Below are 12,091 nucleotides of genomic sequence, written 5' to 3' on the forward strand. Positions count from 1 at the left end.
CGCTACTTGCGGGCGCCGCCGCGGCGCATCGCCCGCCGCACGACGCGCCTGGCGCGCCGCACCTGGATCCGGGCGCGCGCCTGCGGGCGGCTGCCGGGCAGGCCCAGCTCGGCCAGCCGCAGCTCGGGGAAGTAGTGCGGGGGGCTGGCCGCCAGATGCTCGTGCAGCCAGGCGACCGTCGGCTCCCGCAGGCTCTTGTACGTCTCGGGCTGCATGCAGAAGCCGATGGCGCGTACCAGCGGCGGCAGCGACGCCGGGGCGGCGCCGAGGACGGCCGGTGTCCCGTCGCGCTCCAGGTCGGGCACCAGGTGGTCGACGACGGCCAGCGGCACCCGGTTGCTGTTGGCGTACGGCTTCAGGCGGTTCATCACCAGCGCGGTCCCCACCCGGCCGACGGGCACGCCGTAGTAGGCGGAGGCGGTCACCATGGCCGTCGAGAAGCAGCCGACGACCAGCTCGGGCCGGGCGTGGTGGTACAGCGTCTCGGCGAGCAGCGGCGCGTCCAGCACGGTGAGCCGGACACCCGCCTCCGCGGCCGCCTTGCTCAGCGCGGCCGAGTAACTGGCGGGAGCCGTCGGGTGCGGCTTGAAGACCACCGACCGGTGCCCGGCCCGCGCGGCCCCGGTGAGCATCCGGACGTGCAGGTCCTCCTCCTCGTCCGCGCTCAGGATGTCGATCGCCGCCAGATACTGGCCCAGCAGCACCGCCGTCGGCTTCTGCGCCAGGACGGGCGCCAGCCGCGGGTCGTCGGCCGCGTCCTCGGAGATCTCGTCGAGCACCCGGCGGAACGCGGCGTCCGGGACGACCTCGGGCTCGACCCCGAACTCCGACAGCAGCAGCGGCCTCAGACCGGGGATCAGGTCGAGGTGGAGCAGGCGCCGGATGCGCCAGCCGATGGTCAGCGGGAGCTTGTTGCGGGTCGGTCCGTAGCTCATCAGGCCGTCGGCGTACACGTGGACGGCGGCCTCGGAGAAGATCGCCGCCAGGGCGCGGCCCGGACTGACCTGGATCGACTCGACGGCGAGATCGATGCGGTCCCGCTCGCCGATGCCCCAGGCGAGCCGGAACGCCCTCTGCCAGATCACCGTGTCGTTCCCGCGCGGGCCCCAGCTGCTGGGGTGGTACGGGCGGATCGCCTCGTTCCAGCTGACCACGCTGTCGAACCGGCCGGCTATGCGCGCGTAGCCGTGCATCTCGTCCAGCCGCAGCGCGGTCTCCGGTACCGCCGCGTTGTTGGAGACGAGCAGGATGCGCCGGGCCTCGCCCCGCGGCCCGAACAGGCCCGCGTCGAGCGCCGCGGCGAGTGTGGCCGCCCCGTACAGGGTCGACACCTGGAAGATCTGGGTGGTGTGGGGCATGGATCAGGCAGCCTTCCGCCCGTCACGCAGGCGGCTGAGCAACCTGCCACGAGTCCTGTCGATGGTTCGGAGGGTCTCCTCCAGGGCCTCTTCGGGCATCCGCCGGAGCGCGGCGGTCGCCTCGCGCCGCAGCCGCTGGGCCGCCACCGGCTCGTACTCGTCCGCCTTGCCGATGTGGAAGGCGATCATGGCGCAGTAGGTGCGCACGGCCTTGAGGAGGAAGCGGCCGGACTCCGGGTCGTTCATGACGTCCCGCAGCAGCATGTCGTAGGCCGGGAAGAAGTCCAGCTGCCGGTCGTCCTTGATCTGGGTGAGCGAGGTGGCCACGCCGCGCCGGTAGAAGACGCCGTGCAGGCCGACGGAGGCGTACGTGCGGGCCGTCAGGTGCAGCCGCCAGATCCACAACCGGTCCTCGGCGGTGCGCAGTTCGGTCGCGAAGCGCATCCGGCCGTCGTCGAAGAGGTGGCGCCGGTAGATCCCCGCCCAGACGAAGGGATAGTCGACCATGGTCTCCATGTCGGCCGGCGCTATGCCGTCCCGCGGGTCCATCACGGCCTCGCGCACCCGCGCCGGAGGCCGCCGGATCACCCGCTCCTTCCCGGTGACCTGCACATGGTCGGTGCGGGCGAAGTCGCAGCCCAGCTCCTCGACGGCGGACACCAGCGCGGCGAGGTGGCCGGGGCCGTACCAGTCGTCGCCGTCGAGGAAGGTGAGGAACTCCCCGGTCGAGGCGTCGATTCCGCTGTTGCGGGCCTGGGCTATTCCCCGGTTCCGCTCGTGCCGTATCACCGTCACGTGCGGGAGTTTCGCCGCCCAGTGGTCGATCGCCGACGGGGTGGAATCGGTGGAACAGTCGTCGACGATCACGAACTCCACGTCGTCGTCCGCGTTGTTGGCGAGACTCCGGAGCGTACTCTCGGCGAATTCCCCGACATTGTGCATGGGGACGACGACGGACAGCTTGGGCACGGGGCTCTCTCAGGGGTGAAGGGCGGCTATTAGAACAGGCTAGCTACGACTCCTGGGAGAGCGGTGTCGTGCGAGACGCGGAAAGGTGAATTCCCTCCTCGGGGCGCGTGAATTCTCGGTGTCTCACGCCTGTCCGAAGATCTCCCCGAGTTCCCGGAGGTTCGACCGGGTCGTCTTCCACAGCAGGTCCTGGGCGGCGTGCACGTCCGCCACGGCCGCCGGGTGCGCGTCGAGGACCGCGCCCGGGCCGGCGCCGCGCGGCTCGCAAGGCTGGCGGCGCGCGGGCCCGCGTGGCCGGTGCGTGTGGCCCGCGAGGCCGGCGCCGCACGGCTCGCAAGGCTGGCACCGCACGGACCGCGTGGCCGGCGGCGCGTGGCCCGCAAGCTCAGCGGCGCGCCGCCCACGAGGCCCATGGCGCGTGCCCGCGAGGCCGATGGCGCGTGCTCGCGAGGCCGGCGCCGCGCCGCCCGCAGGCTCAGCGCCGTACGGCCTTCAGGATCACCCGCCCGCGGTGCGCCACCCGGCGCGCGGTGGCGTTGCGCGGCAGGAACGCCAGCCGCTGCGGCAGCCCGCCGGGCAGCCCCAGCGCGGTCAGCCGGCGCCGCTTGAAGTAGTGCTGGGTGCGCGGACCGAAGTGCTCGGCCAGGAACCGTTCGGCCGCGGGCCGCAGACCGGGGTGGATCTGCGGCTGCATCGCGAAGCTCATGGCGGTGACGAGCCCTTGGAGCAGCTCGCGGGGGAGCGCCCGCTCCTCGTCCCGGCCGTCGGACTCCAGGTCCGGCAGCAGCGCGTGGGCGAGGGCGACGGGGACGCGGTTGCTGTTCTGGAACGGCGCCAGCCGGTCCAGCAGCATGCCGGTCCCGACGCGGGCGACGGGCAGCCGGTAGAGCGCCGACGCGGTGAACAGGGCCGTCGAGAAGCAGCCGACGACCAGCGCGGGCGCCGCCTTCTCGAACAGCACCTCCGCCAGCACCGGCGTGTCCAGCACGGTCAGCTCCACGCCCAGCTTCTCCGCCTCGCGTTCCAGCGCGTGGCTGTGGCTCGCCGGGGCGGTCGGGTGCGGCTTGAAGACGATCGTGTGGTGCCCGCGCGCCACCGCGCCCCGCATCATCCGCACGTGCAGGTCCTCCTCCTCCTTCGCGGAGAGGATGTTCAGCGCGGACAGGTACTGCCCGAGCAGCAGCGCGGCGCCCTGCGGCACCTCGGTCAGCTCCCCGGCGGCGTCGGCGAGGCCGCCGAGCACCTTCAGGAACGCCTCCGTCGGCACCACCCGCGGCTCCACGCCGAACTCGGTCAGCAGCATCGGCGTCAGGCCCGCCACCAGGTCCAGGTGGAGCAGCCGCCGCACCCGCGTGCCGACCAGCGGGTCGAGCTTGTTGCGGGTGGGGCCGTAGCTCATCAGGCCGTCGGCGTAGGCGTGGACGGGGGCGTCGGTGAAGATCTGCGCGAGGCCGAGCGCCGGGTTGACCTGGAGGGATTCCACGACCAGTTCGACGCGGTCGTCGCCCAGGTCCCACAGCTGCCGCAGATAGCGCTCGAACAGCGGCAGGTCGTCGGAGCGCGGCTGCCAGGCGCCGGGGTGGAAGGGGCGGATGGCCTCGTTGTACGACAGCACGTCGCCGAAGTGGTGGCGCAGCGCGGCGAAGCCCGGCATCTCGTCGACGGCCGGGGTGGTCTCCGGCGTCGCCGCGTTGTTGAACACCAGCAGCACCCGCCGGTCCGGCTCCGCGAAGCAGCCGGAGTCCAGGGCGGCGGCGAGGGTGGCCGCGCCGTACAGCGTGGAGACGCAGAAGATCTGGGTGGTACGGGACATCAGGCCGCCGCCTTCGCTGTGGTGATCCGGCGCCGCAGGCGCCGCAGCCTGGAGGCACGCTGGAAGTCCATGGTGTCGAGCACGTCGCCGAGTGCGTCCTGCGGCATCCGCCGGATCGCCGCCGCGCTCATCGCGCGCAGCTGCCTGGCCACGGACGGCTCGAACTTCTCGATCTCCGACAGATGGTGGGCGATGATCGCGCAGTAGGTGCGCACCGCCTTCGGCAGCAGCCGGTCCGCGTCACGGTCCGCGGCGGTCTCCCCGATCACCTGGTCGAAGGCGCGGATGAAGTCCAGCTGGCGCACGTCACCGATCTGGGTGAGCGACCCGGCGACCCCGCGCCGGTAGAACACGCCGAGCAGCCCGACCACGGCGAACGACTCCGCCTCGCGGTGCAGCTTCCAGATCCAGGGGCGGTCCTCGGCGGTGCGCAGCCCGTCGGTGAAGTGCAGCAGGCCCTTGTCGAGCAGCCGCCGGTGGAAGACGCCCGCCCAGGCGTACGGGTAGTCCACCGAGGTGGTCCGGTCGGCGGGCAGGATCGCCTCGCGCGGGTTCAGCACCTCGCCGCGCCGCCCGACCGGCACCCGGTGCACGGAGCGGGCCCGCGCGGTGGCCTGCACGTGGTCGGTGCGCACGAAGTCGCAGCCCAGCTCCTCGATGGCCGCGACCAGCTCGCTCAGATATCCGGGGGCGAGCCAGTCGTCACCGTCCAGGAAGGCCACGTACTCGCCGGTCGCCGCGTCCAGCCCGGTGTTGCGCGCGGTGGCGAGCCCGCCGTTCTCCTCCCGGTGGATGCAGCGCACCCGCGCCACCTCGGAGAGTTCCCCGGCCGCGCGTTCGAGAATGGCCGGTGTCTCGTCCTTCGATTTGTCGTCGACCAGGATGAACTCGAAGTCGGGCCGGGCATTCGCGCGAAGGCTTCTGAGGTTGTCCGGGGCGTATTGCTGCACGTTGTAGAACGGCACGATCACGGAAAGCTTTGGCACTCGAGAAACCCTAGGAGGCGGCCCGGCCGCATGCCTTTCCGGTGGCCGTACCAGGGGTGAACTCCATGTGTCGGAACGGTGCATGCCGTGTACTTTCCGGCCCGCCACAAGCCAGTTCGGCTCTCGGTGGGGCGCTGTTAACTTTTTGTTGAGTCCCGGTTGGGCCGCAACACGGAATCGCTTCCTAGCGTCTTGGACGTGCCACCACGTACAACGAAGCCCCCACGCGTAGCGGTGCTCGCGGACTCGGACACCCGCTGGAAATGGGGTGCGCTGACCGCGCACCGCATCGCCGCGGGCCCGCCTGCGGAAACCGCCCCCGGGGAGGGGGAGCCGGCCGCGCCCGTCCTCGACGGATACCTGCTGCGCGGCCGGGCCACCCCGACCCCGCGCCAGCTCGCCGAGGTGGGCGTGCGCGCCGACTCCCTGCGGGAGGTCACCGCCGTCGAGTTCCTGCGCACCATGGCGCGCGAACCGTACGACGTGCTCGTCCTCGCCCTCGTCGGCGGCGGCGTGCAGGCGATGCTGCACGGCCTCAAGCGCGTGTGGGAGGACCGCCCGAAGCGGCCCGTCGTCGTCACCGGCTACGTCGGCGTCGTCTACGAGAAGCTCGCCGACGGCCTGCTGCTGCGGCACGGCGCGGACCTCGTCCTCGCCAACTCCCGCCAAGACGCCGACCGTTTCCGGGCCGTCTACGACGGGGTCGGCGCGGACTCCTCCGCCGTGACCGAGGTGGCACTCCCGTTCCTCGGCGGAGCCCCGTACGCCGGTGAACACGACCCGTACACGGTCGTCTTCGCCGCCCAGCCGTCCGTCCCGGACCGCCGCACGGACCGCGCCTACCTGCTGGAACGGCTCGTCCGGCACGCCCGGCTGCACCCCGGCCGCGAGGTGCTGCTCAAGCTGCGCTCCAAGCCCGGCGAGCACACCACGCACATCGAGGAGCTGCCCTACCAGAAGCTCGCCCAGAAGCTCGACCTGCCGCCCAACTTCCGGCTGGTCTACGGCAACATGGGCGAGGTCCTGGACCGCACCGACCTGCTGGTCACGGTCAGCTCGACCGCCGCGCTGGAGTCCCTGCACCGCCGGATCCCCACCGTCGTCCTCACCGACCTCGGCGTGCGCGAGGTGCTGGGCAACCACCACTTCGTCGGCTCCGGCTGCCTCGCCTCCTGGGACCAGCTCGACGCCGGCCACCGGCCCGACCCGGACCCCGAGTGGGTGGCCCGGCAGGGCGTCGCCGCGGACGGCGAGTACGCGACCGCCTTCGACGCGGCCCGCGCCCGCATCGCGGCGCTGCTCGCCGCGGACGCGCTGCCGCCGCTCACCCCCTACTACACCCCGGCGACCGCCCCCGGCTACCTGCCCGGCATCCTCGCCCGCCACCACCTCGGCCCCGACGGCACCCCGCTGCCCGGCGCCCCCGCCCACGACAGGGAACCCGGCCCGGTCCGGCAGATCGTCCGCCGGGCCGCCCGCGGCGCCTACCGGCACGGCGTACAGCGCGTGGCGCCCGTGATCCGGCGGATGGGCGAGCTGTGAGCGGGCGCCTCGCCGGGAGGGACGCGCGAGGACGTCCGTCGGACGCGGCGCCGTCCAGGCCGGCCGCGCAAGCCCCCGCGCCCCCTGAGGCGCGCCCGTCACTCACCTCTGCCCAAGGAGTGCAAGCCATGTCCGACTCGCAGGCCGACGCGGGTGCCGCGATGCGCCGGGTGCTCGCGGTGATCCCCGCGCGCGGCGGCTCCAAGGGCGTGCCCGCGAAGAACCTCGCCCCGGTCGGCGGCGTACCGCTGGTCGCCCGCGCGGTCCGCGAGTGCCGCGCCGCCCGCCTGGTCACCGACGTCGTCGTGTCGACGGACGACCAGGCCATCGCCGAGGCCGCCCGCGCGGCCGGCGCCGAGGTCGTCCTGCGCCCCGCCGCCATCGCCGGCGACACCGCGACCTCCGAGGCGGCCGTCCTGCACGCCCTGGACGCCCACGAGGCCCTGCACGGCTCCCCGGTCGACGTGGTCCTCCTCGTCCAGTGCACCAGCCCCTTCCTCACCCGCGAGGACGTCGACGGGGTCGCCGCGGCCGTCGCCGAGAACGGCGCCGACACCGCCGTCACGGTGGCGCCCTTCCACGGCTTCGTCTGGCGCGACGGCGACACGCAGGAGGACGGCGGCCACGGCGTCAACCACGACAAGGCGTACCGCCCCCGCCGCCAGGACCGCCCCCAGGACCTGCTGGAGACCGGCGCCGCCTACGCCATGGACGCGCCCGGCTTCCGCGAGCACCGGCACCGCTTCTTCGGCCGCACCGAACTGGTGCGCACCGACCCCGCGCGCGTGCTGGAGATCGACGACCCGCACGACCTCGCCCGCGCCCGCGCCCTCGCCCCGCTCTTCGACGCGGACAGGCCCGGCGCCCTCCCGACCGCCGGTGACATCGACGCGGTCGTCCTCGACTTCGACGGCACCCAGACCGACGACCGGGTGCTGATCGACTCCGACGGACGGGAGTTCGTCTCCGTGCACCGCGGCGACGGACTCGGCATCGCGGCCCTGCGCAAGGCGGGCCTGAAGCTGCTGATCCTGTCCACGGAACAGAACCCGGTCGTCGCCGCCCGCGCCCGGAAGCTGCGGCTCCCGGTGCTGCACGGCATCGACCGCAAGGACCTCGCGCTCAAGCAGTGGTGCGAGGAGCAGGGCATCGCGCCGGAGCGCGTGCTCTACGTCGGCAACGACGTCAACGACCTCGGCTGCTTCGCCCTCGTCGGCTGGCCGGTCGCGGTCGCGAGCGCCCATGACGTCGTCCGCGGCGCCGCACGCGCGGTCACCGCCCTCCCCGGCGGTGACGGCGCGATCCGAGAGATCGCCGGCTGGATTCTCGGACCCTCTCTCGACTCTCCCGCCCCCCTCACCAAGTAAGGAACGTCCTGTCATGAGCACCAACTCCCGCCTGCGCACCCTCGGCACCCGCGAGGTCGGCCCCGGCCGCCCCGTCTACATCACCGGCGAGATCGGCATCAACCACAACGGCGACCTCGAGAACGCCTTCAAGCTGATCGACGCCGCCGCCGAGGCGGGCTGCGACGCGGTCAAGTTCCAGAAGCGCACCCCGGAGATCTGCACCCCGCGCGACCAGTGGGACATCGAGCGCGACACCCCCTGGGGCCGCATGACCTACATCGACTACCGCCACCGCGTGGAGTTCGGCGAGGACGAGTACCGCCAGATCGACGAGTACTGCACGTCCAAGGGCATCGACTGGTTCGCCTCCCCGTGGGACACCGAGGCCGTCGCCTTCCTGGAGAAGTTCGACGTCCCCGCCCACAAGGTGGCCTCCGCCTCCCTCACCGACGACGAGCTGCTGCGCGCCCTGCGCGCCACCGGCCGCACCATCATCCTCTCCACCGGCATGTCCACGCCGAAGCAGATCCGGCACGCCGTCGAGGTCCTGGGCAGCGACAACATCCTGCTCTGCCACGCCACCTCCACCTACCCGGCCAAGGCCGAGGAGCTGAACCTCCGCGTGATCAACACGCTGGAGAAGGAGTACCCGAACGTTCCGATCGGCTACTCCGGCCACGAGACCGGCCTGCAGACCACCCTCGCCGCCGTCGCCCTCGGCGCCGTCTTCGTCGAGCGCCACATCACCCTCGACCGCGCCATGTGGGGCTCCGACCAGGCCGCCTCCGTCGAGCCGCAGGGCCTGACCCGCCTCGTCCGCGACATCCGCACCATCGAGGCCTCCCTCGGCGACGGCGTGAAGAAGGTCTACGACTCCGAGCTCGGCCCCATGAAGAAGCTGCGCCGCGTCACCGGCGTGGTCGCCGAGGCGGAGATCGCCGCGGCGGCGGGCGAGCCGGTCACGGTGTGAGTCCGGATCACTGACGACGGGACGGTCGTACGCCGATGAGCCCCCGCGCCGGGAGAACCGGCCGCCGCGCAGAAACCCGCGCCCTCGACACCCTCGCCTTCGTCGAGAGTCCGGTACAGCTGCTGAACGTGCTGGAGTGGGCGCACGCCCACGACCCCGGCGCGGGGCTCACCCTGGTGGTCCTGTCGCCCGTCGACCCCATGACCCGCGGCCAGCTGCGCCGCATGGCCGAGCTGGCCCGGCGCGAGGGCCACCAGGTCCGCTGGGAGGAGGCGCGCGGCGGCGCGCTGGCCCCCTTCCAGACGGTCGGCGGGCTGACCGGACCCCTGCGCCGCGCCCGCCGCATCGTCATGGGCGACCCGTTCTCCCGCTACGTCCAGCTGCTGCTGACCATCACCCGCGCCCGTGACCTGGTCGTCGTCGACGACGGCACGGCCACGATGGAGTTCGTCACCCAGCTGACCCGCGGCGAGCGCCTGGTCCGCTGGCACCGCAAGGGCACCCGCCCCGGCCCGCGCGACCTGGCCTTCGCCCCCGTCTCCTCCTCGGCCCGCCGCCGCCTCACCCCGGCCGCGGACCGCCGCGTGGAGATCTTCTCCTCGATGCCGATCGAGGAGACCCCGGACGGGGTGACCGTCCGGGCCAACGACTTCTCCTGGACCCGGTCCCGCTTCGGCCCGCCCCGCATCACCCGGGGCGCCGACATGGTCGGCACCTCCCTGGTCGAGACCGGCGTCGTCGACGGCGACCGCTACCTGGCCGCCGTCCGCTCCCTCGCGCACACCCACGGCGCCGCGCGCTACTTCGCCCACCGCCGCGAGAGCGCGGACAAACTCCACCGGCTGGCCGTGGAGACCGGCCTGGAGGTCGTACGCCCCGACCTCCCGCTGGAGCTGATAGCCCGGCGGGGCCCGATCGGCCGTACGATCCTCAGCTTTCCCTCGACGGTCGTGCACACCCTCCCGCTGGCCCTCGCCGGCACCGAGGTGCGCGTCGCCGTCTGCGACATCGACCCGGCATGGCTCACCAGCACCGCCTCCCCCCGCGCCCAGGGCTTCCTCAAGGGTGTGACGGGCACCGCACGGGACGTGCACCGGCTGTCGGCGGTGCGGGCGGTCTAGGGCGGGGACCCGGCTCCGGACCGTTCCGGTGGGTGAACAGTCGAGCGTGGCTCAGCCAGGGCGTGGTATCCGTGGAGAAGTGGATGGGTCTTGCACCGGCCCGGCCGGTCGTCGGAATCGGCCGAGTCGCGCGAGTTTACCCACCCGACCTGGTACCTATGCGTTCGGCGGCCGATTTTTCTTCCCCTAACGGGTAGAACTTTTGTTGATCTCAGGACCGTTGGCCGTCCGGACGTCCTACCCTTCAGAGGGTGAAGCAATTGATGTCACTGGAGTCCGAGGCCGATCTCCCCGGGGAAGCCATGCTGCCCGGCACCCTGCCGGAGCCGCTGCGCGCCGAGCTGGTCGCGTTCCGCCGCGACCTGCACATGCACCCCGAGCTGGGCAATCAGGAGTTCCGCACCACCAAGGCGATCAAGGCCCGGCTGGAGCAGGCCGGCCTCAAGCCGCGGGTGCTCCCGAGCGGCACCGGCCTCGTCTGTGACATCGGCGCGGACGGCGGCGAGTGGAGCGGCGGCCCCGAGATGCTGGCGATGCGCGCGGACATCGACGCGCTGCCCATCCCGGACGCCAAGACGGAGTGCGCCTACCGCTCCACCGTGCCCGACCGCTGCCACGCCTGCGGCCACGACGTGCACACCACGGTGGTGCTCGGCGCCGGACTCGTCCTCGCCGACCTGCACCGGCAGGGCCTGCTGCCGCGCCCCGTCCGGCTGCTCTTCCAGCCCGCCGAGGAAGTCCTGCCCGGCGGCGCCGCCGACGCCATCGAGAACGGCGGCGTGCTGGACGGGGTGGCCCGGATCATCGCCGTGCACTGCGACCCGCGGGTCGACGCCGGCCGCATCGGGCTGCGCCACGGCGCGATCACCTCCGCCTGCGACCGGCTGGAGATCGCCCTCGACGGCCCCGGCGGCCACACCGCCCGGCCGCACCTGACGACCGACCTGGTCACCGCCGTGGCGCGGGTGGTCACCGACGTCCCGGCGATCATCGCCCGCCGCGTCGACGCGCGCAGCGGCCTCTCGGTCACCTGGGGCCGCATCGAGTCCGGCCACGCGCCGAACGTCATCCCCCAGCACGCGGAGCTGTCCGGTACGGTCCGCTGCCTCGACCTGGAGGCCTGGCGGCAGGCGCCGGACCTCGTCCACGCCGCGATCGACGAGGTCGCCGGGCTGCACCGGGCCAAGTCCGAGATCAACTACGTCCGGGGCGTCCCGCCCGTCGTCAACGACCCCGGCGTCTCCGAACTCCTCCGCGACGCCATGACCGTCCGGCGCGGCATGGACTCCGTCGAGGACACCGAGCAGAGCCTCGGCGGCGAGGACTTCTCCTGGTACCTGGAGCACGTTCCCGGCGCCATGGCCCGCCTCGGCGTCCGCACCCCCGGCGAGCGCACCGTCCGCGACCTGCACCAGGGCGACTTCGACGTCGACGAACACGCCATCACGGTCGGCGTGGAACTCTTCACCGCGGCAGCCCTCCTCGACTCGGGCCACTGACGCCCCCGACCGCTGCACCACCCGTGCGGGAGGGGCCCGAGTGCGGGTGACCTGGGCGGGGCCCGTCCCCCGACGGCGGCTCCCCACCCGCCCCGCCCTCGGCTGCGCCATCGCCCGCCGTGTCTCCCACCCGCACCGCCCGTGCGGGATGGGTGGCCGGGTGCGGGTGGCCTGGGTGGGGCGCCTTCACCGTCGGCGGCTTCCCGTCCGTGCGGGGCTGTGCGGCCTCGGCTGCGCCATCGCCCGCCGTGTCTCCCACCCGCGCCGCCCGTGCGGGATGGGTGGCCGGGTGCGGGTGGCCTGGGTGGGGCGCCTTCTCTGTCGGCGGCTTCCCGTCCGTGCGGGGCTGTGCGGCCTCGGCTGCGCCATCGGCCCGCGTGTTTCCCATCCGCGCCGCCCGTGCGGGATGGGTGGCCGGGTGCGGGTGGCCTGGGTGGGGCGCCTTCTCTGTCGGCGGCTTCCCGTCCGTGCGGGGCTGTGCGGC

9 protein-coding genes are annotated in these 12,091 nt (G+C 73.2%); 5 read left to right on the top strand and 4 right to left on the bottom strand.

What is annotated here, in order from left to right; translation table 11 throughout:
* Positions 1-2: 2 nt before the first annotated feature.
* The 4 genes from AB0K92_RS01950 to AB0K92_RS01965 form a co-directional block, all read right to left on the bottom strand.
* Positions 3-1,358: a polysialyltransferase family glycosyltransferase gene (locus AB0K92_RS01950; protein ID WP_365918428.1), complete on the bottom strand. Its 1,356-nt coding sequence runs from the start codon at positions 1,356-1,358 to the stop codon at positions 3-5.
* Positions 1,359-1,361: 3 nt separating this feature from the next.
* A complete protein-coding gene (locus tag AB0K92_RS01955) occupies positions 1,362-2,327 on the bottom strand; it encodes a glycosyltransferase family 2 protein (RefSeq protein WP_365918430.1) in 966 nt (321 codons plus the stop codon).
* Positions 2,328-2,802: 475 nt separating this feature from the next.
* Positions 2,803-4,140 carry a polysialyltransferase family glycosyltransferase gene (locus tag AB0K92_RS01960; RefSeq protein WP_365918432.1) on the bottom strand — a complete coding sequence of 446 codons (1,338 nt, stop codon included), beginning with the start codon at positions 4,138-4,140 and terminating at the stop codon, positions 2,803-2,805.
* A complete protein-coding gene (locus AB0K92_RS01965) occupies positions 4,140-5,126 on the bottom strand; it encodes a glycosyltransferase family 2 protein (RefSeq protein ID WP_365918434.1) in 987 nt (328 codons plus the stop codon). The genes AB0K92_RS01960 and AB0K92_RS01965 overlap by 1 nt, the downstream gene beginning before the upstream one ends.
* 198 nt (positions 5,127-5,324) lie before the next feature.
* On the opposite strand from AB0K92_RS01965, the gene AB0K92_RS01970 reads away from it, so the two are divergent.
* The 5 genes from AB0K92_RS01970 (at position 5,325) to AB0K92_RS01990 (ending at position 11,607) form a co-directional block, all read left to right on the top strand.
* Positions 5,325-6,668: a DUF6716 putative glycosyltransferase gene (locus AB0K92_RS01970; protein WP_365918436.1), complete on the top strand. Its 1,344-nt coding sequence runs from the start codon at positions 5,325-5,327 to the stop codon at positions 6,666-6,668.
* 128 nt (positions 6,669-6,796) lie between these two features.
* On the top strand, positions 6,797-8,035 hold the full coding sequence (locus AB0K92_RS01975) for an N-acylneuraminate cytidylyltransferase (RefSeq protein ID WP_365918438.1): 1,239 nt from the start codon (positions 6,797-6,799) through the stop codon (positions 8,033-8,035).
* A 13-nt stretch (positions 8,036-8,048) separates the two neighbouring features.
* Entirely contained in the window at positions 8,049-8,987 is a 939-nt protein-coding gene (locus tag AB0K92_RS01980) for an N-acetylneuraminate synthase family protein (protein ID WP_365918440.1), read from the top strand.
* 35 nt (positions 8,988-9,022) lie between these two features.
* Positions 9,023-10,108, top strand: coding sequence for a hypothetical protein (locus tag AB0K92_RS01985; protein ID WP_365918442.1), 1,086 nt, complete (start codon positions 9,023-9,025; stop codon positions 10,106-10,108).
* Between the two features lie 263 nt (positions 10,109-10,371).
* Complete coding sequence (locus AB0K92_RS01990; RefSeq protein ID WP_365918761.1) at positions 10,372-11,607, top strand: M20 family metallopeptidase; 1,236 nt, start codon at positions 10,372-10,374, stop codon at positions 11,605-11,607.
* Positions 11,608-12,091 lie beyond the last annotated feature (484 nt).

This window comes from Streptomyces sp. NPDC052687, from assembly GCF_040678395.1.
Taxonomy (GTDB): domain Bacteria; phylum Actinomycetota; class Actinomycetes; order Streptomycetales; family Streptomycetaceae; genus Streptomyces.

Bases quoted from the DNA above. Each gene is read 5' to 3' on its own strand.
- AB0K92_RS01950 (WP_365918428.1), bottom strand. From the start codon at position 1,358: ATGCCCCACACCACCCAGATCTTCCAGGTGTCGACCCTGTACGGGGCG.
- AB0K92_RS01960 (WP_365918432.1), bottom strand. From the start codon at position 4,140: ATGTCCCGTACCACCCAGATCTTCTGCGTCTCCACGCTGTACGGCGCG.
- AB0K92_RS01975 (WP_365918438.1), top strand. From the start codon at position 6,797: ATGTCCGACTCGCAGGCCGACGCGGGTGCCGCGATGCGCCGGGTGCTC.
- AB0K92_RS01980 (WP_365918440.1), top strand. From the start codon at position 8,049: ATGAGCACCAACTCCCGCCTGCGCACCCTCGGCACCCGCGAGGTCGGC.
- AB0K92_RS01985 (WP_365918442.1), top strand. From the start codon at position 9,023: ATGAGCCCCCGCGCCGGGAGAACCGGCCGCCGCGCAGAAACCCGCGCC.
- AB0K92_RS01990 (WP_365918761.1), top strand. From the start codon at position 10,372: ATGTCACTGGAGTCCGAGGCCGATCTCCCCGGGGAAGCCATGCTGCCC.